General features: G+C 65.6%; 14 protein-coding genes, 1 tRNA gene and 3 pseudogenes. 13 read left to right on the top strand and 5 right to left on the bottom strand.

The window, feature by feature from the left end; genetic code table 11:
- Positions 1 to 894, top strand: a pseudogene (locus XarbCFBP7408_RS19145) (MASE1 domain-containing protein); the annotation flags it as partial.
- On the opposite strand, the gene XarbCFBP7408_RS19150 reads toward XarbCFBP7408_RS19145, so the two are convergent.
- Positions 848 to 1,321, bottom strand: a complete 474-nt coding sequence (locus XarbCFBP7408_RS19150) for a hypothetical protein (RefSeq protein ID WP_258072214.1) — start codon at positions 1,319 to 1,321, stop codon at positions 848 to 850. The pseudogene XarbCFBP7408_RS19145 and the gene XarbCFBP7408_RS19150 overlap by 47 nt on opposite strands.
- A 338-nt stretch (positions 1,322 to 1,659) precedes the next feature.
- A pseudogene (locus tag XarbCFBP7408_RS23405) lies at positions 1,660 to 1,897 on the bottom strand (hypothetical protein).
- Positions 1,898 to 2,323: 426 nt separating this feature from the next.
- Between XarbCFBP7408_RS23405 and XarbCFBP7408_RS23545 the strand changes: the two are divergent.
- A complete protein-coding gene (locus XarbCFBP7408_RS23545; protein ID WP_429001414.1) occupies positions 2,324 to 2,656 on the top strand; it encodes an N-acetylmuramoyl-L-alanine amidase in 333 nt (110 codons plus the stop codon).
- Positions 2,608 to 3,531, top strand: a pseudogene (folE2, locus tag XarbCFBP7408_RS19165) (GTP cyclohydrolase FolE2). The gene XarbCFBP7408_RS23545 and the pseudogene folE2 overlap by 49 nt, the downstream one beginning before the upstream one ends.
- A gap of 430 nt (positions 3,532 to 3,961) precedes the next feature.
- On the opposite strand, the gene XarbCFBP7408_RS19170 reads toward folE2, so the two are convergent.
- Positions 3,962 to 4,036, bottom strand: a tRNA-Glu gene (locus XarbCFBP7408_RS19170).
- Between the two features lie 47 nt (positions 4,037 to 4,083).
- Here XarbCFBP7408_RS19170 and pcnB point away from each other — a divergent pair.
- From pcnB to XarbCFBP7408_RS19210, 8 genes are all read left to right on the top strand, one after another.
- Positions 4,084 to 5,451, top strand: coding sequence for a polynucleotide adenylyltransferase PcnB (gene pcnB, locus XarbCFBP7408_RS19175; RefSeq protein ID WP_104564308.1), 1,368 nt, complete (start codon positions 4,084 to 4,086; stop codon positions 5,449 to 5,451).
- A gap of 3 nt (positions 5,452 to 5,454) precedes the next feature.
- Entirely contained in the window at positions 5,455 to 5,940 is a 486-nt protein-coding gene (folK, locus tag XarbCFBP7408_RS19180; protein ID WP_104564309.1) for a 2-amino-4-hydroxy-6-hydroxymethyldihydropteridine diphosphokinase, read from the top strand.
- A gap of 35 nt (positions 5,941 to 5,975) precedes the next feature.
- Complete coding sequence (gene panB, locus XarbCFBP7408_RS19185) at positions 5,976 to 6,791, top strand: 3-methyl-2-oxobutanoate hydroxymethyltransferase (RefSeq protein WP_104564310.1); 816 nt, start codon at positions 5,976 to 5,978, stop codon at positions 6,789 to 6,791.
- Complete coding sequence (panC, locus tag XarbCFBP7408_RS19190; RefSeq protein ID WP_104564311.1) at positions 6,788 to 7,630, top strand: pantoate--beta-alanine ligase; 843 nt, start codon at positions 6,788 to 6,790, stop codon at positions 7,628 to 7,630. Before panB ends, panC begins: the two co-directional genes overlap by 4 nt.
- A gap of 177 nt (positions 7,631 to 7,807) precedes the next feature.
- The gene (gene panD / locus XarbCFBP7408_RS19195; protein ID WP_003481969.1) at positions 7,808 to 8,188 is read left to right on the top strand and encodes an aspartate 1-decarboxylase; all 381 of its coding nucleotides are present in this window, start codon (positions 7,808 to 7,810) and stop codon (positions 8,186 to 8,188) included.
- Positions 8,185 to 9,699 (top strand): glucose-6-phosphate isomerase, encoded by a 1,515-nt coding sequence (gene pgi, locus XarbCFBP7408_RS19200; RefSeq protein WP_104564312.1) that lies wholly within the window; start codon positions 8,185 to 8,187, stop codon positions 9,697 to 9,699. The genes panD and pgi overlap by 4 nt, the downstream gene beginning before the upstream one ends.
- A 155-nt stretch (positions 9,700 to 9,854) precedes the next feature.
- On the top strand, positions 9,855 to 10,199 hold the full coding sequence (locus tag XarbCFBP7408_RS19205) for a type II toxin-antitoxin system prevent-host-death family antitoxin (protein WP_104564313.1): 345 nt from the start codon (positions 9,855 to 9,857) through the stop codon (positions 10,197 to 10,199).
- A 3-nt stretch (positions 10,200 to 10,202) separates the two neighbouring features.
- Positions 10,203 to 10,826: an AAA family ATPase gene (locus tag XarbCFBP7408_RS19210; protein ID WP_181106974.1), complete on the top strand. Its 624-nt coding sequence runs from the start codon at positions 10,203 to 10,205 to the stop codon at positions 10,824 to 10,826.
- A 446-nt stretch (positions 10,827 to 11,272) separates the two neighbouring features.
- On the opposite strand, the gene XarbCFBP7408_RS19220 is transcribed toward XarbCFBP7408_RS19210, so the two are convergent.
- Positions 11,273 to 13,228 (bottom strand): PhoX family protein, encoded by a 1,956-nt coding sequence (locus tag XarbCFBP7408_RS19220; protein ID WP_104564314.1) that lies wholly within the window; start codon positions 13,226 to 13,228, stop codon positions 11,273 to 11,275.
- Positions 13,229 to 13,663: 435 nt separating this feature from the next.
- Between XarbCFBP7408_RS19220 and XarbCFBP7408_RS19225 the strand changes: the two genes are divergently transcribed.
- A complete protein-coding gene (locus XarbCFBP7408_RS19225; RefSeq protein WP_104564315.1) occupies positions 13,664 to 16,276 on the top strand; it encodes a glycoside hydrolase family 3 protein in 2,613 nt (870 codons plus the stop codon).
- 257 nt (positions 16,277 to 16,533) lie between these two features.
- Complete coding sequence (locus XarbCFBP7408_RS19235) at positions 16,534 to 18,096, top strand: sodium/sugar symporter (RefSeq protein WP_104564316.1); 1,563 nt, start codon at positions 16,534 to 16,536, stop codon at positions 18,094 to 18,096.
- A gap of 93 nt (positions 18,097 to 18,189) precedes the next feature.
- Here the strand turns inward: XarbCFBP7408_RS19235 and XarbCFBP7408_RS19240 are convergent, their stop codons facing one another.
- Positions 18,190 to 20,046: a putative bifunctional diguanylate cyclase/phosphodiesterase gene (locus tag XarbCFBP7408_RS19240; protein WP_104564317.1), complete on the bottom strand. Its 1,857-nt coding sequence runs from the start codon at positions 20,044 to 20,046 to the stop codon at positions 18,190 to 18,192.
- Positions 20,047 to 20,321: the final 275 nt, after the last annotated feature.

Here is a 20,321-nt window from a genome sequence, read left to right on the forward strand (position 1 = left end):
TGCATGGTCAATTGTTCGCCACTTCTGACATGTACTGGAAAATTCCGCTGGTTGCGCCTCGCGTCGCGGCTGGTATTTCAGCAGCCTGCTAAGGTGTATCAGTTCGGGTTCTTTGATCAGGCTGTTTTCAATATCCAACTGCTGTATGCGTTTGTGACGACGATTCTGTTTGTCTTTAACGCCCGTCTACGTGAGCCTGTCCGCGACGGCATATCAAATCAGTCGAAGGATGATTGTTATACTTTTGGTCGCACAAGCTACGCTAGCGCCGAGCGCTTATTGCGCAATCGCGTGCTTGAATACTCTGACATCAATGTGCAGATCAATCGGATGCGCAAAGATGTGGTGGCTGATTTGAGAGCAAAAGGGCAGCATTCGGTTGCGATGGAGATGACACGAGTGGGTGTTATCGAATCGCAGCTGTTGCAGCAATATGTGGCTGCATTGTATCCGTTGGAAATAGAAACGCATGGGTTGTATCAAGCACTGTGTTCGCCGGCGCTTGAGCGCTCTTGCGCTTCTAAGTTCCAGTGTGTGTTTCGTGGCGACTGTAGGAGCCTGTCTTTGGAGCTACAGTTGAGCGCCTATCGCAGTGCGCTTAATTGCGTCGAGATTCTGCCTCCGGCTGGTAGGCATTTCATTCAGGTGCGTACATGGATAGCGAGGGAGACCCGTGGTGTTGCAGTGCGTGTTATTGCTGATTCCTCATCGGTTGACGCGGTACGGCGCGACTCGAATGATGTAGAAGCAGAACTGAAAGCAAGATTGAAAGCGCATGGCGGCATGTTTCATCGCCGCCATGCATTGGTTCTGACATTCCTGGTCGCTGAAGCCAATCCCGTGCTGGTCAGGGAGACACGATCCACTGATCCCCAGTTGCTCCGCGCCGTGTGAGCACTGTGAAGTTTCTTGTCCTATAGACAAGCTGGGCTGCATCGTCTGCAGTCAGTTCGCTCAAGCTTGGAGCTGAGGAGATTTTATTTTTCTTGGGCAATACAACGCGATCCACATCCTTGCCCATTGGTAGGGTCCATAGAGCGTCATCCACCCGGGCGACGACAGCGTGGACCACGCCGGTGACATCGTTGATTTGCAAATATGTCACGCCATCACGATTGAATTCGTAGATGGCAAGCGAGGAGTCCATAGCGAGGTTGGCTGCCTTGGGATTGCTATCGCCAAGCCCGACGGCGGGCGCGCCGATACCGCCACTGGGACAGCAGTCAGCCATCGCCGCGCTCGATGCGAAGAGTCCGACGATTAAACAAAAAGCCATAGGCCAAATTTTTGCGTTCTTCATAATTTTGCCTTCCCCCTGCATGGGGCAACTCCGCCTGCGATTCAGGCACTTATACGTTACGTGTTAATTGGCAAATTTTGTTGATTATTTGTCGCAGAAAGTCGTTACGGCATACCGTCCGCCGATTAGGGAACCTCTGAACAACTCTTGGCGTTGCGAGCGAACTTGGGATTTCGCTTGATCACGACAATCTCCGTTGCTGAAAATCAATCACTTACGCGTGATGGCTCCAACCTCAGGCGTCGATCAGAAGTCTATCGAGGAGTTGTTCAGAGCTTCCTTAGCGCGGAACAGTCAATCGCGTCCGCTGTTACCTGGACTTATCCACTCAGGCGTGATCTGCGGTGCCGGAGCGCGCGCTATTTAGCGGCTTGGCTCGAGTTCGCTACCAGTTCGCCACGCGCATGCTCAAACCATCCAACCAACCGCCGAAGATGCGCCTGGCCCCAACGACGCAACAATTGCCGGGTTTGGTGGTCGCTGAGGCTACGCAGGCTGGCGAGTCGTTGCGCGATAAAAGGGGCGGTGAGTGGCTGGGCGCAATCGACTTCGATGCAGGCGCCAGGCGGTATAGCTGTCGGGGATGACGGGGGACATCGTGGTGTTCTTCGGCAGGAATGAACGAAAGACCGCGGAAGATGCGCGACGGGCCCGTTTTTGCGCTGGATATGTTACTTTATAACACTTCATTCCATTGTTCGCCTGGTCCCGCCGTGCCGCGTCCCTTACCGCAGAGTGATGCCTGCCTGGTCACCATGCCGAACCTCCCAAGCTCGAAGCCGCGTGGATCCGCCGGTGTCGGCACGATGAGGCGGCGGCAGGTGGTGCGCACCGTCGGCGCAGCCTTGGTGCTATGCCTGGTACTGCGTCGTTGTCCGCAGCCGATCAGATCGATCAGACCGACCCGGCCGTTGCGGCGGCGGCGTCCACGCACGCGCGCCTGCATTCCTGCCTGGTCGCCATCGACGCCGTCACGGCGGCAAGGATCCCGGCGCGGTCGGTGTCGCGCGCGCTACAAGCAGCATGTGGCCAGTGCGGTCGCGGGGCGGCTGCACCCTTTGTCTGGCGGCCGATCCGCGTTGCCAGCCGAGCATGATCCGCAGCGAGGAGCGCTCCGTGGCGCTGCACGAGCGGGTGTTGATCGCCCATCGCCGCAATGCCGATCGGTTCGTATCCATCCATGCCGATGCTGCGCGCAGCAGGACGAACCGGCGCAAACGCTACATGCCGGTATTGACGATTACTTTCAGATGTTTCCCGGTCGCGTCTGAGGCGCGATTGCCTTCATCTCCTTCTACGAGCTTTCGATGTCCGCCACGCTGCCCGATGTTGCCGTTACCGAACCTTCCCCACTGAGCGCGCCGTTGCGCTGGGTCGGCATGCAGGACATCGCCGTGCCGCTGCGCCTGGCCGATGCCGGGCTGGGCAGCAGCGTGGCCGCGCGTGCCAGCGTGCAGGTGGATCTGCCGCGCCCGGAACTCAAGGGCATCCACATGTCGCGCTTGTACCGCCTGCTGGATCGGCATCTGGAGCGGCCGGTGTCGCCGGCGATGGTGTCGTAGCTGCTGCAGGCGCTGATCGACAGTCATGCCGATTGCGGCAGCCGTGCGGCGCGGCTGGCGCTGAACTTCGAGCTGATGCTGCGGATGCCGGCGCTGCGCAGCGAAGGGCTAAGCGGTTGGCGCGCCTATCCGGTGCGCATCGACGCGCAATCCAGGGCAGGCCGCACCGAGATCCAGTTGCAGGTCGATGTGCTGTACGCCTCCACCTGTCCCTGTTCTGCAGCCTTGTCGCGCCAGTTGCTGAGCGATGCGTTTTTGCAGCAGCACCAAGGGCGCGATGCGTTACCGCTCGCAGAGGTTGCGCAATGGCTGCAAGACAACGGTTCGTACGCCGCGCCGCATAGCCAGCGCAGCGTGGCGCAGGTGCGCGTGGAACTGAGCGCGTGCGTGCAGCGCTTCGACATTCGCGAACTGCTCGGCCTGTGCGAACAGGCACTGGCCACGCCGGTACAGGCGGCGGTACGGCGTATCGACGAGCAGGCGTTTGCCCGCTTGAATGGCGCCAACCTGATGTACGTCGAAGATGCCGCGCGGCGGTTGCGCAAGGTGCTGGCCGAGCGGCATGCCGTCTTCCAGGTGGCGGTGCGCCACCTGGAAAGTCTGCATGCCCATGACGCCATTGCCGAAACCGACAGCGATGCCGGCGCGTTTCATCCATTGGCCGAGTGAGGAATTGCCATGCGGTGCAAATATCCACGTCGATCTGCCGTTGCTGCGCGCAAGTGCGAGGGCGATCGCACGCTGCGGCGATGCGGACGCGCTGTCGCGCAGGCCTATGTGTTGATCGGGCCGTACATGATTTTTGTGGTGGGATGATCGGCAAGAGCCGCGCCCACGCCAGATTGCACGAGGTGCAGCCGCAGGACTGAAGTGCGCGATCCACGGCAAGGCGCAACCCGCAGCGCCCGGCGCCGTAACCGGCCTCAGCCAATCGGCGCATCACAGTACATTGGCTCGATGCCGTTGCCATGGGAGTTGCGCTTATCTGACCGGGGGCGGGATCAACACGCGTCCACCCGACCAGCGGCAACCACCCATGCCCGATAACGCAAAAACCCCGCAATGCGGGGTCTTGGCGTGTTCTGCGGTCAGACGACGGTGGTGCTCCCTAGGGGACTCGAACCCCTGTTTTAGCCTTGAGAGGGCCACGTCCTAACCATTAGACGAAGGGAGCGTTTGGTGCGTCTTGTGCAGCGCGCTAGTATAGTGCGCTAGAACCCGTTGGGCAATCCTGCAACACAAGACGGAAGCGCCATCATCGAACCCTCAGTTACATCTCCGTTCACGCTGCGCGTCATCCCACGCGATCAGCACACCATCTCGCGCAAGGACATCAGCCCCAACGCGCTGCGCGTGCTGTACCGCCTGCGCGAATCGGGCTTTGGTGCCTACCTGGTCGGCGGCGCAGTCCGCGACCTGCTGGTCGGCGGCCATCCCAAGGATTTCGACGTGGCCACCAGCGCCACGCCCGAAGAAGTCAAGGCGCTGTTCCGCAACTGTCGCCTGATCGGCCGCCGCTTTCGCCTGGCGCATGTGGTGTTCGGCCGCGAGATCATCGAAGTGGCCACGTTCCGCGCCAACATCGACGATGGCAGCGGCGACCGCGAACTGGATAACGGCCGACTGGTGCGCGACAACGTCTACGGCACCATCGAAGACGATGCGATCCGTCGCGACTTCACCTGCAATGCGCTGTACTACGCGATCGAGGATTTCTCGGTACGCGACTACTGCGGCGGCTTCGAGGACGTGCAGGCGCGCCTGATGAAGCTGATCGGCGACCCGGAGCTGCGCTACCAGGAAGATCCGGTGCGCATGCTGCGCGCGGTGCGTCTGGCGGCCAAGCTGAACTTCGATATCGAAGCCGGCACCGCAGAACCCATCCCGCGCCTGGCCGGTCTGTTGTCCGAGGCCGCGCCGGCGCGCTTGTTCGAAGAGATTCTCAAGCTGTTCCTGTCCGGACACGGTGTGGCCAGTTTCGAGGGCCTGGAGCGTTACGGCCTGCTCGGTGCGCTGTTCCCGGAGAGTGCGGCCGCATTGCGCTCCAACCGCAGTGGCGCATTGCGCGCCATGGTGCTGGAAGGGCTGCGCAATACCGATGCGCGCGTGGCCAATGACGAGCCGGTGTCGCCGGCGTTCTTGTTCGCGCTGCTGCTCTGGCCGGCGTTCTGCCGCACCCTGATGGGCCTGCAGGCGCAGGGCGTGCAGCTGGAAGACGCGCAGCGTCGCGCCGCCGACCGGGTCACCCTGCATCAGCTCGAGCGCGTGGCGCTGCCGCGCCGTTTCTCGCTGCCGATGCAGGAAATCTGGCTGCTGCAGACGCGCTTCTCCTCGCGTCAGCGCAAGCGCGTGTTCCGCACCTTGTCGCACCCGCGTTTCCGCGCCGCGTTCGATTTCCTGGTGCTGCGCCAGTTCGCCTCGGCCGATCACGCCGCCGATGTGGAGTTCTGGCGCGAGGCGCAGAAGTCCTCCGGCCAGGAACTGGTCGATGCGATCGAAACCGCGCAGGCCGATCACGAGGGCGAAGAGGGCGCGCCGCGCAAGCGTCGCCGCCGCCGTCGGCGCACCGGCGCACCGGCAGGCGAGTAGGGCGTGCACACCGCCTTTGTCGGCCTGGGCGCCAACCTGGGCCCGGCCGAGGCCAGCGTGCGCGCGGCCATCGCCGCCCTGGGCGAGCTGCCGCAGTCCACCCTGATTGCCGCCTCGCGCCTGTACCGCACGCCGGCCTGGGGCCGCGAAGACCAGCCCGATTTCATCAATGCGGTGGCGCAGCTGCGCACTGCGCTGGCGCCATTGCAACTGCTGAAGGCCTTGCTCGGCATCGAGCAGGCCTTCGGCCGGCAGCGTATCGACGGCGAGCGCTGGGGCCCGCGCACGCTGGACCTGGACCTGCTGCTGTACGCCGATCAGGTGATCGACCTGCCGCGCCTGCAGGTTCCGCACCCGCATCTGCAGGCGCGCGCCTTTGCGCTGCTGCCGCTGTCCGAGCTCGCTCCGGAGGCGATCATTCCGGGCCATGGAACAGTGCGACACGCCCTGCAGGCCATCGATGTCTGCGGGCTGGAGCCGATTGGGTAGATAATGGCCGGCTCATCACCCCACGTAATGACTTCATGAGCAGCCATACCGACAGCAAGCCCTGGACCGTGCCCGCCTTGGCGCAGGCCAAGCGCGAGGGTCGAAAACTGGTCATGTTGACCGCCTACGACGCCGGCTTTGCGCGGACCTTCGATGCCAACGGCGTGGACCTGATCCTGGTCGGCGATTCGCTGGGCATGGTGGTGCAGGGGCACGATTCCACCTTGCCGGTGACCACCGCCGACATGGTCTACCACACCGCCGCGGTGGGCAGGGTGCTGGAGCGGGCATTGCTGGTGGCCGATCTGTCGTTCCAGGCCGATGCCACGCCGGAGCGCGCACTGGACGCTGCCACCCAACTGCTGCAGGCCGGCGCGGAGATGGTCAAGATCGAGGGCGCCGGGCACAAGCTCGAGGTCATCCGCTATCTGGTCGAGCGCGAGATCCCGGTCTGCTCGCATCTGGGGCTGACCCCGCAATCGGTGCTGCGTTTTGGCGGTTACACGGTGCAGGGGCGCGGCGAAGCCGGCGAGCAGTTGCGCCGCGACGCGCAGGCCGTGGTCGATGCCGGTGCCAGCCTGGTCGTGCTGGAATGCGTGCCCACGCCGATCGCCACCCAGATCAGCGCCGCGCTCGGCGTGCCCACCATCGGCATTGGCGCCGGCCCCGGCTGCGATGGCCAGGTGCTGGTGATGCACGACATGCTGGGCCTGGACAGCGGCCACCGCCGTCCCAAGTTCGTCAAGGATTTCCTTGCTGAAGGCGGCTCGGTGGCGGGCGCGGTGCGCGCTTACGCGCAGGCCGTGCGCGACGGCAGCTTCCCCGACGCCGCGCACGCGTACGCCGCATGATCCAGACCCTGACCGATCTGTCCACCTTGCGCGCCCTGGTCATCGGCTGGAAGCGCGAGGGCCTGCGCGTGGCGCTGGTGCCCACCATGGGCAACCTGCACGCCGGGCATTATTCGCTGGTGATGCTGGCGCGCCAGTACGCCGACCGGGTGGTGTCGAGCGTGTTCGTCAACCCGACCCAGTTCGGCCCGAATGAAGACTTCGCGCGTTACCCGCGCACGCCCGAGGCCGACCTGCGCGGCCTGGAAGATGCCGGCTGCGATGCGCTGTGGCTGCCGGACGTGGACACCATGTATCCGCTCGGCACCGCGCTGGCCACACCGATCCACGCGCCCGGCGTCAGCGATGTGCTGGAAGGCGAATGCCGGCCGGGGCACTTCGATGGCGTCTGCACCGTGGTGGCGCGTTTGTTCAACCAGGTGCAGCCGGACGTGGCCGCCTTCGGCAAGAAGGATTACCAGCAGCTGGCGGTGATCCGGCAGATGGTGGCCGACCTGGCGTTTCCGATCGAGATCCTGGGCGGCAGCATCGTGCGCGAGGCCGATGGCCTGGCGATGAGCTCGCGCAACCAGTACCTGTCGGCCGAAGAGCGCCCGACCTCGACCAGGATCCGCAAGGTACTGCTGCAGATGCGCGACAGTTACGCCGCCGGCACGCCACGCGCGCAGGTGGAAGACGCCGCCAGCCACGCGCTGGAACAGGCCGGTTTCCGGGTCGATTACGCGGTGGTGCGGCTGCCCGACCTGAGCGAGCCGGGCGACAGCCATGCCGGCGCGCGCGTGGCCCTGATCGCCGCCCGTCTGGGCAGCACGCGGCTGATCGACAACCTGGAATTCTGAGCGGGCCGAACGCGACTGCAGGCGCTGCGTCAGGCCGCGACCAGCAACGCCTGCGATCCTGCGCACAGGCGCGTTTGTCCAGCGCCGGCCTGAAGCCCTCACCACCGGTTGCGCGGCAGGCCGGTGGACACCGGCGCTTTCCGCTAAAATGCCGGCTTTCCTTTGCCGTTGCCCGTCATGCACCTGTCCCTGCTGAAAGCCAAGATCCACCGCGCCACCGTCACCCATTCCGAGCTCAACTACGAAGGCTCGATCGCCATCGACGGCCTGCTGCTGGAAGCCACCGGCATCCGTGAGTTCGAGCAGGTGCATATCTGGGACGTCACCAACGGTGCGCGTTTCAGCACCTATGCCATCCGCGCCGAAGACGGCAGCGGCATCATGTCGCTCAACGGTGGCGCTGCGCGTCACGTGCAGGTGGGCGATCTGATCATCGTGGCCGCCTTCGCCAGCATGAGCGAAGACGAGGCCAAGACCTTCAAGCCCAATCTGGTATATGTGAACGCGCACAACGCGATCTCCCACACCAATCACAGCATCCCCACGCAGGCCGCATGACACACATCAACGGATTCGACGCGCTTCACGCCCACGCCCAGCGCCTGCGCGGCGCTGCCATCCCCGCATTGCTTGCCGCCGAGCCGCAACGGCCGACGCAATACGCCAGGCAGGTCGGTCCGTTGTATTTCAATTTCGCGCGGCAGAAGTACGACCGCGCCGCGCTCGATGCGCTGTTCGCCATTGCGCGTGAGCGCGATCTGGGTGGCGCGTTCCAGCGCCTGTTCCGCGGCGAACAGGTCAATGTCACCGAACAGCGGGCGGCATTGCATACCGCGTTGCGCGGCGACCTGACCGATGCGCCGGTAGCATCAGAGGCGTATGCCACCGCTGCCGACGTGCGCCAACGCATGGGCGCGCTGATCCAGCAACTGGAAGCCACCGACGTCACCGATATCGTCAGCGTCGGCATCGGCGGCTCGGACCTGGGCCCGCGGCTGGTGGCCGATGCCTTGCGTGCGCCGTCGGGTGCGCGTTTCCGCGTGCATTTCGTCTCCAACGTCGATGGCGCGGCAATGCAGCGCACGCTGGCCACGCTGGATCCGGCGCGTACCGCCGGCATCCTGATTTCCAAGACCTTCGGTACCCAGGAAACCCTGCTCAACGGCAGCATCCTGCATGCCTGGCTGGGCGGCAGCGAGCGGCTGTATGCGGTGAGTGCCAATCCCGAGCGCGCCGCCAAGGCTTTCGATATTGCACCGAGCCGCGTGCTGCCGATGTGGGACTGGGTCGGTGGGCGTTATTCGTTGTGGTCGGCGGTGGGTTTCCCGATCGCGCTGGCGATCGGCTTCGAACGTTTCGAACACTTGCTGGAAGGTGCTGCGCAGTTCGACGCGCATGTGCTCGACACGCCACTGGAAGAAAACGTCGCCGTGCTGCACGGCCTGACTGCGGTGTGGAACCGCAACCTGCTGGGCAGCGCCACGCATGCGGCGATGACCTACGACCAGCGCCTGGCACTGCTGCCGGCCTACCTGCAGCAGCTGGTGATGGAAAGCCTGGGCAAGCGGGTCAAGCTCGACGGCTCGGCGGTGGACAGCGACACCGTGGCGGTATGGTGGGGCGGTGCGGGTACCGATGTGCAGCACAGCTTCTTCCAGGCGCTGCACCAGGGCACCAGCGTGGTGCCGGCCGATTTCATCGGCACCGTGCATAACGACGACCCCTACGCGGAAAACCATGTCGCGCTGATGGCCAACGTGCTGGCGCAGACCGAAGCGCTGGCCAATGGCCAGGACAGCAGCGATCCGCACCGCAGCTATCCGGGCGGCCGCCCGAGCACGGTGATCCTGCTCGATGCGCTGACCCCGCAGGCGCTGGGTGCGCTGATCTCGATGTACGAGCACAGCGTCTACGTGCAGTCGGTGATGTGGGGCATCAATGCGTTCGACCAGTTCGGCGTGGAGCTGGGCAAGCAGCTGGCCAGCCAGTTGCTGCCGGCGCTGAAGGGCGAGTCGGCCGAGGTGGCCGACCCGGTGACGCGCGAGTTGCTGAGTAAGCTGCGCGGCTGAGCCGCCTACGCAGCGCGTTTCAGAAAACGGGGCCTGCGGGCCCCGTTTCGTTTTGGCGGGTTTGCCGGAGTGGGCTTTGGCCAAAATGGAAAAATTTCCCAAATTAGACGATTGGGAGTAGGCTGGTCGCCATCATTCCGCGCCGGACCGCCCGCATGTCGCGCTTCCAGGATCTGCCCGAGCTCGAAAAATCCCCTGCCGCCGACATCAAGGTGAAGGGCTGGCCCAGTCTGATGCGCAAGGTGCGTTCGCACGGGGCGGTGGTCATTACCAACCACAATCACCCCGAGGCGGTGGTGGTAGATGCCGAGGAATATCGGCGCCTGGTCAATCAGGCGAGTGCGGCGGCGGCGGCCTCGTCGCGCGCGCAATCGCTGCAGGCATTGCAGGCGAAGTTCGACGCGCATCTTGCGGTGGCGACCGAGGGTGCTGGCCTGGCCAAGGCGATCGCCACGCCGGCACGCCGCAACCGCAAGGTGGCCCTGGGCCCGTCGCTGTAACCGATGGGCAATCTCCTGGTGCTGGCCGGCGTCAACGGCGCCGGCAAGAGTTCGCTATTGGGCCGTTTTCTGCAGGAAGACGGTGCCACCTGGTTTAACCCGGACGCCTTCACCAGGGACCTGGTGGAGCAGGGCTGGGCGCCCGCAGAGGCGAACGCGCAGGCCTGGCAGGACGGCGTGAGGCGGCTGCGCCAGGCCATGGCCGATGGCAGCGATTTCGCATTCGAAACCACGCTGGGCGCGACGACCATTCCGCGCCTGCTGCGCGAGGCGTGCGCGCAGCACACGGTAGCGGTCTGGTTATGCGGGTTGGCGACGGTGGATCTGCACATCGAACGGGTCGCGGCGCGGGTTGCCGCCGGCGGTCATGCAATCCCGGAGCACAAGATTCGCGAGCGTTACGACGCGTCGCGCGCCAACCTGATTGCGTTGCTGCCGCATCTGGCAGTGCTGCATGTCTACGACAACAGCGCACCGGCCGACGCAGCGGGGCAGGCGGCGCCAATGCTGGTACTGGAACTGGACCGCAGCGGCCTGCATTACCCGCAAACCGCGGAAGAATTGGCGCAGGTGCCCGAATGGGCCAAGCCCATCGTGATGGCGGCGCTGGAGTTGCGGCAGTCTTGAACCGCGCGCTCAGGCACCTGCGGTCTGATCCGCTTCTCACCGACGCGGCCAGACATCCATCGCCCTCACCCGTAGGAGCGCACCCGGGCGCGACAGGCCATACCGGCCACGCTCCTCGCGCCCAGGTGCGCTCCTACCGGGATTGCGACAGCAGCGAGAACGCCACGCTGCACGGGTCGGCCTCACCCGTAGGAGCGCACCCGGGCGCGACAGGGCATACCGGAAACGCTCCTCGCGCCCAGGTGCGCTCCTACCGGGATTGCGACAGCAGCGGAACGCCACGCTGCAGGTGTCGGCCTCACCCGTAGGAGCGCACCCGGGCGCGACAGGGCATACCGGCCACGCTCCTCGCGCCCAGGTGCGCTCCTACCGGCCTTGCGACAGCAGCGAGAACGCCGCGCTGCACGTGTCAGCTGTAGCGTCAGGCAGCGCTGCAACGGCAGCGCTTACGCCTTGCCCAACTGCACCGCCACCGGGTCGCCGGTGAGGTAGCCCACCGCCGCGCCGAAACGGTCCTTGTAGTTGGCGCGGACCAGCGGATCCAGCGTGGCCTTGACGGCGTCGTGCAGCGGGCTTTCCCAGTCGCCGGGATGCTGGAAATTGCTCATCACGTAGGTCCAGCCGTGGATCTGGTCGACCGCGTGCAGGCCGGTGGATTCGGCGCCGGCCGGCACCGACAGCACCCGCGTCAGCGCGCCGCTGTCCACGTTGTAGGCCCACAGGAAATTGTTGACGTGCAGGCTGCTGTCTTCGCCGATGAACAAGGTGCGCAGGGTCTCCGAGAACTTGAGGTTGTCCGGGTTGGCCAGCCGTTCCGGGTCGGCCAGGTTGCCCAGCGCGTCGGCCTTGTCCAGATCGTGGCCGGTGAGCGCGGCCGGGGCGGCCATGTCGATCGGCACCCAGTCGCTGTGGATCGGCGCGCCGTGGCTGTCGCGCTGGCTGCCGCGCAGATTCAAGGCATACACCGCGCCGGCTTCCGGGCCTTCCACCTTCACATCGCCCGAGCCGTTGCGCATGCTGGTGACGATGTAGGACATCGCCATGTAGGCGATCTTGTCGCGCGCGTTGACGGTGGTGCCTTCGAGCTTGGTGAAGCCCAGGCTGCCGCCGGCCAGCGCCGCGTAGCGATGGGTTTCCAGATAGGTGGCGGCCTTTTCCATGCCCGGCTTGATGCGGATCCAGTTGAAGGTGCCGTTGAACGGGATCTTGGTGAACGAAGCATCGCCCGGGTCGCTCAGATGCACGTCGAGGATGTCGGCGGCGGTGAGGCGGTCGGCCATGGCCTGGATCTCGGCACTGGTGGCATGGCCCAGCCTGATCCAGCTCAGCGTGGCCGCGCCCGGGCCGATGCCCGAGGTCTGGTGCCAACGTCCGACGTACAAGGTGCCGGCAGACAGGTCCGCCTTGCGGTCGGCAATGAACATGAAAAGCCCGCCATTGGTGGCGTCGTCGCCCATCAGCACGGTGCGCTGGTCGGGCATCACCTGCACCAGCTCGTGCGAGATGCGGCCCAGGCAGTAGTGTTTGCGCACGCTGCCGGTGCCGTCCGGGTGCACGGTGATCTCGGGCAGGTGGCCGTAATGGTACGGGTTGGCCTTTTCCGGGTCGCCGTACAGGTGCGTGCTGTAGCTGCGGAACTGGGTATTGGCGGCCAGCGCGGTGGCATCGGGCTCGTACTCTTCGCTGGACAGGTGGGTATTCCACGGCGACAGGCTGGCGCCGCAGGTGGTCCACAGCCCGTGCACCGGCGCGGTGTCGACGTTGTGGTATTTCACCAGCGACAGCTTGCCGGTGGCCGGGTCCTGGTCCAGCGTCAGCACCGCGATCGGCGCGGGCAGGTGGCGGTTGGTGTCGTTGCCGGCCTGGTCGCGGGTGGTGTATTCGAACTGCACCACCGCGAACACGTGGTTGCCCTTGACGCCCGGCACCTTGGCATCGGGCAGGGTCAGCAGCGAGGAGCCGTCCGGGCAGTCGGAGAAGAACGGGCGCTCGGCGCCGGGTTTGGAGCGGTCGATGATCGGCCGGTGCTGGATGTCGTAATACCCGCCCGCCAGTACCGTGCCGCCGTTGCCGTCGGGCACCTGGTCGCCGGTGACGAAGAACGGGTGGTAGGCCAATGCGTAGCGCTGCGTGCGGCCGTCGCTGCGCGCCACCGTCAGCGCCGACCCTACCGTGGTGGTGGCCATCGCCGCGGGGTTGGCCAGGCTGGGTGCGGGCATGCCATGGAAGGTGGCCGACACCAGCTGGGTCGGGTTGTCCGACGGCCGCAACGGGTGCGCGGCCAGTGCCGCGCCGCCGAGGTGTTGCAGGGCGGCGGCGCTGGCGCTGCCCAGCGGCAACAGCGGGACGGACGCCAGCAACTGCATCAGGCGGCGGCGGGCGGGATCGGGGGAGGCAGACATCGAAACTCCAGGCGAAGACGACGATCAACGATGGCCGGTGGCGCATCGGCAAGCCGGTCACGCTAGGCCCGAGGTATGACAGGTGTTTGACGGCGAGCTCACCCGTTGGCGGGCGTTCGTACACGGTGCAGCAAGCGAACCCAGCAGCGCGCGTGCAGGTGACAGGAGCTGCGCAATGGTGATCGCGGACAGTGGTGCATTGCAGCAAACTGCGCCGCCGCGAAAGATCAAGCGCCACGCCGGATTCGGCGCTTTGCCGTGGTTTGACAGGTGCTGCCGGTATTCCAAGCCTATAGCCCGGGCCAATAAGTTGGCCGTCGTTTGGCATACAAGCGCGCGTTGTTGACAGGGTAGGGGAATCACGCAAGCGTACGCCGCCTAATGGCCTGCGGCGCAACGCATCGCCGTGGGAGAACCACCCTGGAGACCCGGATCTTGGACAAGCTGCTTCGTCGTACCGCCGCGCCCGTCGCGCATCGTGCCCTTTCTCTGGCAACCGCTGCGGCGGTGCTGATGCTGGCTGCCTGCCAAGGCAAGGACACCGCCGCCGAAGCGGGCAAGACCGCCCCGGCCGCCGCGCCGGCCGAGTCTTCGACCACCATCCATCCGGACCAGTGGCCGTCGCCGAAGTGGCCATTCGCGCAGGATGCGGCGCTGGAGCAGCGCATCACCGATGTGATGGCCAAGATGAGCGTCGAAGAAAAGGTCGCGCAGACCATCCAGGGCGACATCGCCAGCATGACCCCGGACGATGTGCGCAAGTACCGCATCGGTTCGGTGCTGGCCGGCGGCAACTCCGATCCCGGCGGCAAGTACGACGCCAGCCCGGCCGAGTGGTTGAAGCTGGCCGACGCGTTCTATGAGGCGTCGATGGACACCTCCAAGGGCGGCAACGCGATTCCGATCATCTTCGGCATCGATGCGGTGCACGGCCAGAGCAACATCGTCGGCGCCACGCTGTTTCCGCACAACATCGGCCTGGGTGCCACGCGCAACCCGGAGCTGATCAAGAAAATCGGTGAAGTCACCGCCGCCGAAACCCGCGTCACCGGCATGGAGTGGACCTTCGCGCCCACCGTGGCGGTGCCGCAGGACGACCGCTGGGGCCGCAGCTACGAAGGCTATTCCGAGTCGCCGGACGTGGTGGCCAGCTTCGCCGGCAAGATGGTCGAAGGCGTGCAGGGCACACCGGGCACCCCGCAGTTCCTAGACGGTAGCCACGTGATTTCCTCGGTGAAGCATTTCGTCGGCGACGGCGGCACCACCGATGGCAAGGACCAGGGCGACACCAAGGTGTCCGAAGCCACCATGCGCGATATCCACGCCGCCGGTTATCCGCCGGCGATCGCGGCCGGCGCGCAGACGGTGATGGCCTCGTTCAACAGCTTCAACGGCGAAAAGATGCACGGCAACAAGGTCATGCTGACCGACGTGCTCAAGGGCCGCATGCACTTCGGCGGCTTCGTGGTCGGCGACTGGAATGGCCACGGCCAGGTCAAGGGCTGCACCAACGAAAACTGCCCGGCCTCGTTCATTGCCGGCGTCGACATGGCGATGGCCTCCGACAGCTGGAAGGGCATCTACGAGACCGAACTGGCGGCAGTGAAGTCGGGCCAGATCTCGGCCGAGCGCCTGGATGATGCGGTGCGCCGGATCTTGCGCGTCAAGCTGCGCCTGGGCCTGTTCGAAGCCGGCAAGCCGTCCAAGCGCCCGCTCGGTGGCAAGTACGAATTGCTGGGCGCGCCGGAACACCGCGCGATCGCCCGCCAGGCGGTGCGCGAGTCGCTGGTGCTGCTGAAGAACCAGGCCGGCATCCTGCCGCTGGATCCGAAAAAGCGCGTGCTGGTGCTGGGCGACGGCGCCAACGACATGGGCAAGCAGTCCGGCGGCTGGACGCTGAACTGGCAGGGTACCGGCACCAAGCGCAGCGACTATCCCAATGGCAACACCATCTGGGAAGGCCTGGACAAGCAGATCAAGGCCGCCGGCGGCAAGGCCGAGCTGGCCGTCGATGGTGCGTACAAGACCAAGCCCGACGTGGCGGTGGTGGTGTTCGGTGAGAACCCCTACGCCGAGTTCCAGGGCGACATCGCCACCCTGCTGTACAAGCCGGGCGACGAGAGCGAGCTGGCGCTGATCAAGAAGCTCAAGGCCGAAGGCATCCCGGTGGTGGCGGTATTCCTGAGCGGGCGCCCGCTGTGGATGAACCAGTACATCAACGCCGCCGATGCCTTCGTCGCCGCCTGGTTGCCGGGTTCGGAAGGCGAGGGCATTGCCGACGTGCTGCTGCGCAAGGCCGATGGCACGGTACAGAACGATTTCAAGGGCAAGCTGAGCTTCTCCTGGCCGAAGACGGCGGTGCAGTTCGCCAACAACGTCGGGCAGAAGGATTACGACCCGCAGTTCAAGTTCGGCTTCGGCCTGACCTATGCCGACAAGGGCGATCTGGCTGCGTTGCCGGAGGAATCGGGCGTGTCCGGCGAGCAGTCGGTGGGCGGGGTGTACTTCGTGCGCGGCAAGCCGGCACTGGGCATTGCGATGCAGCTGTCCAATGCCGGCCAGGCCAACATGCCGGCCACCACGCTGCCGGTGGGTCTGTCCGATGGCAGCCTGAAGATGACCGCAGTCGATCACAAGGCGCAGGAAGATGCGCGGCGCCTGGTCTGGTCCGGTGCCAAGGCCTCCAGCGTGTTGCTGGTGTCCGGCAAGCCGGTCGATGTCTCGCGTGAGAGCAACGGCGATGTGCAGTTGCAGCTGACCCTGCGCCGCGACAGCGCAGTGACCGCGCCGGTGTGGCTGGGCGTGGGCTGCGGCGACAAGTGCGGCGGTCGCGTCGATGCGCAGAAGACCCTGGCCGCATTGCCGCAAGGCCAGTGGAAGGTGGTTGGCGTGCCGTTGAAGTGCTTCGCGGTGGCCGGCGCCGATGTGACCAAGCTGACCCAGGTCGCCAGCATCGAAAGCGCTGCGGCGCTGGACCTGTCGGTGTCGAAGATCGCGCTGGGCGCGCTCAACGAGGCCGACGTCACGCTCGACTGCCCGGTCAAGTAGGCAGCACACCCGCAGGCGCGCTTGCGGGTATGCCCAGGTAACAACCCCATACATGCGTCGCCGGCCCCGGCGACGTGTTACAGCGGCCACCCTGATCGGTGGTGTCATCAGCCGCCGCGGGACGCGCGCGTCGATCGGCCGGGACGGCCTGCAGCTGCGGTTCGCCGCGCTGCCGCCACGCACGCAGTGCGGGCGGCGGCAGTCTGCAGACCTGTCCGGTCCACGACGCACGACCCAGAGCCAGACAGGAGAGTGCAGTGGGTTTGGCGACGTTGGATATCGTGATCGTGCTGGTCTATCTGACCGGCATCTTCGTGCTCGCGCAGTGGGTCTCGCGCGAGAAGGCAGGCCACAGCAAGAGCGCCGAGGATTACTTCCTGGCCAGCAAGTCGTTGCCGTGGTGGGCAATCGGCGCCTCGCTGATCGCCGCGAACATCTCGGCCGAACAGATCATCGGCATGGCCGGTTCCGGCTATGCGATCGGCCTGGCGATCGCCTCCTACGAATGGATGGCGGCGCTGACGCTGCTGATCGTCGGCAAGTTCTTCCTGCCGATCTTCCTGCGCAACGGCATCTACACCATGCCGCAGTTCCTGGAACAGCGGTACGGCAAGTGGATCCGCACGCTGATGGCGGTGTTCTGGCTGCTGCTGTACGTGTTCGTCAATCTCACCTCGATCCTGTGGCTGGGGTCGATCGCGGTCAGCCAGGTCACCGGCATGGACCAGACCCTGGCGCTGGCGTTGATCGGCGTGTTCGCGCTGGTCTACCAGCTGTACGGCGGTCTTAAAGCGGTGGCCTTGACCGATATCGTGCAGGTCACCCTGCTGGTGCTGGGCGGCCTGCTGGTGGCCGGGCTGACCCTGGCGCGGATCGGCGACGGTGGCGGCGTGCTGGCCGGCTTCCAGCACCTGTGGAATGCGCACCCGGAGCACTTCCACATGATCCTGAGCAAGGACAACCCGTTCTACAAGGATCTGCCGGGCCTGAGCGTGCTGCTGGGTGGTCTGTGGGTGATGAACATCAGCTACTGGGGTTTCAACCAGTACATCATCCAGCGCGCGCTGGCGGCCAAGAACATCGGCGAGGCGCAGAAGGGCATGGTGTTCGCCGCGTTCCTGAAGCTGCTGATGCCGTTGGTGATCGTGGTGCCGGGCATCGCCGCGGTGGTGCTGGCGCCGGATCTGGCCAAGCCCGACCAGGCCTACCCGACCATGATGCAGTTGTTGCCGACCGGCATCCTGGGCCTGGTGTTCGCCGCATTGGTGGCGGCGATCGTGGCCTCGCTGGCTTCCAAGATCAACTCGGTGGCGACGATCTTCACCCTGGATTTCTACGCCAAGTTCCGTCCGCAGACCGAGCAGAAACAGCTGGTGCGCGTGGGTCGCATCGTGGCCGTCCTGGCGGTGGTGATCGGCATCCTCACCGCGCGGCCGCTGCTGGGCAACTTCGATCAGGGCTTCCAGTTCATCCAGGAATTCACCGGCTTCTTTACCCCGGGCGTGGTGGTGATCTTCATGCTCGGCTTGTTCTGGAAGCGTGCCAACGAAGCCGGCGCACTGACGGCGGCGATCGGCTCGGTGGTGCTGTCGTTCGCGCTCAAGTTCGCGTGGCCGGAACTGCCGTTCATGGACCGCATCGGCGTGGTGTTCGTGGCGGCGCTGGTGCTGGCGGTACTGGTGTCGTTGATGACCGCGCCCACCCAGGCACGCGACCTGATCCGTACCGACGATGTGGCCTACGGCACCACGCTGGGCTTCAAGATCGGTGCGATCGGGGTGGTGGTGATCCTGGTCGTGCTGTACGCGGTGTTCTGGTAATCGCCCAGCCAGTCCGCCGAGATCGGCTGTGCGCACGCGGCGCGACAGGCAGGTGTCGCGCCGCGTGCGTTTTGGACGTCGTACTGCGGCTGCTTACACCCGCGCCGCGGCCAGGCTTGCCGCAAGCAGATTGACCGGCGTTTCCAGCTGCTCATGCCACGGCGTCTGCAGCCAGGTTTCCAATGCGGCCGCCGGCATCGGTTTGGCGATCCAGTAGCCCTGACCTTCGTCGCAGCCCCAGGCGCGCAACTGCGTGTAGGCCTCTGCCGACTCGATGCCTTCGGCGACCACGCGCTGGCCCAGGCTGTGGCCGAGCTGGATCATCGCCGGTACCAGGGTGCGGTCTGTGCGGTTGTCCGGCAACGAGCGGATGAAGGACTGATCGATCTTCAACGAGCTGGCCGGCAGCTGCTTGAGATAGCTGAAATTGCTGTAGCCGGTGCCGAAATCGTCGATGGCGATATGCACGCCCAGCGCCGCGATGGCCGCCAATTGCTCGGCCAGATGCTCGGGGTGGCGGATCATCGCGCTTTCGGTGAATTCGATCTCCAGCCGGCGCGGATCCAGCTTGTGGCGCTCCAGGCCACGCCGCAGCAGGCCGACGAAGCCGGGCCGGTCCAGATCGGCGGCCGACACGTTCAGGGCCAGGTTGAAATCCAGGCCCTGTTGCTGCCAGCGCGCGGCCTGGGCGATGCCGTTGTCGATGACCCAGGCGGTGATGCGGTTGATCAACGCGGTTTTCTCGGCCATCGGCACGAAGTCGGCGGGCATCACCGGGCCGATCATCGGGTGCTGCCAGCGCAGCAGCGCTTCCACCCCCACGCAGCGATGATCGTGCAGGTCCACGCGCGGCTGGTAGTGCAGGCGCAGCTGGCTGGCGCTGTCCAGCGCGGCGGGCAGGGATGCCAGCAGCCGGAAGGTGTTGCGCTGGGCCACGTCGTGCTTGCGCTCGTACATGCTCCATGGCACGCCGCGTTCGCGCGCGATGTCCACCGAGGTGGTCAGCGAGCGGATGGTGTCGGCCGCGCCATAGCTGGTCTGCAGCGAGACCGCGCCGATCGAGGCCACTGCGGTGTGCGGAATGCCCTGGTGTTCCAGCGTTTCGGCAAAGGCCTTGGAGACCTTGGTGCACAGCGCGGACAGACGCTGCGTTTCGGCCTGGGCCAGAAAACCGAAGGTGGTCGGGTCCAGCCGATACAGCGCGGTGCCGGCAGGCAGATAGGCCGCCAGACGACGCTGCGCGATCCCGACATAACCGTCGGCGTAGTCCCAGCCCAGCGCCTTGACCATGTCGCGGAAGTAATCGCTGCCGCAGATGTCGACCGCCACCGCAGTGGTGGCCGGCGCGCTGTCGCGTTGCGATAGCCAGGCATCCAGGTCTTCGGTAAAGCGCGACCGGTTGGGTAGCCCGGTCGGACCGTCGCGGTAGGTGGTGCTGCGCAGGTTTTCCATCCGCAGCACTGCCAGGTCGCGCAGGCCTTCCAGTTGGGTGATCGCCTCGGCATCCAGGCCCGGACGCGGGCTGGTCCCGATCACGCACAAGGTGCCGATGCGGTGGCCGTCGCGCAGCGTCAGCGGCGCGCCGGCATAGAAGCGGATGAAGGGTGGTCCCAGCACCAGCGGGTTGTCGCAAAAGCGCGGATCCAGTTGCGCGTCGGGCACCACCATCACCTCGGGGGCGCGGATCGCATGCGCGCAGAACGCCTGGTCGCGCGGCGTTTCCTGCGGTTCCAGGCCGATGCGGGCCTTGAACCACTGACGATGCTCGTCTACCAGCGACACCAGCGCGATTTCCGCGCCCAGGTTGTGGGCGGCCATGGCGGCGATGGTCTCGAACACCGGGTCCGGCGGCGAGTCCAGCAGGCACAGGCCACGCAGGACGGCCAACCGGGTCGACTCGTCGACCACGGGCGGAAGAGGGGCATTGGCAGGAGCGAGCGCGGATTGCATGCGCTTCTATCGGCCTGAAGCGTAATCCCTTGATCGACGCTCCCAGGCACCGTTCAGTTGAAACGGCCTTGTCGCGCGACGGCTGCGATTGAGCCGCCGCCGTGGCACCAGCGCGGCGATGGACTCAGGCCACCGCATGCCGCGACCGCAGCAGGCGACAGCCAGGCGCCAGGCCGACGATCGCTCGACTGCTGCGGCGGTGCCGGGCAGGTAAACGGCCGGCGTCGCAGGCGGCACCGGGCGGTCGGCGGTTAAACATTGGCGACGCCTTGCCG

Source organism: Xanthomonas arboricola pv. guizotiae (genome assembly GCF_002940205.1).
Taxonomy (GTDB): domain Bacteria; phylum Pseudomonadota; class Gammaproteobacteria; order Xanthomonadales; family Xanthomonadaceae; genus Xanthomonas; species Xanthomonas arboricola_C.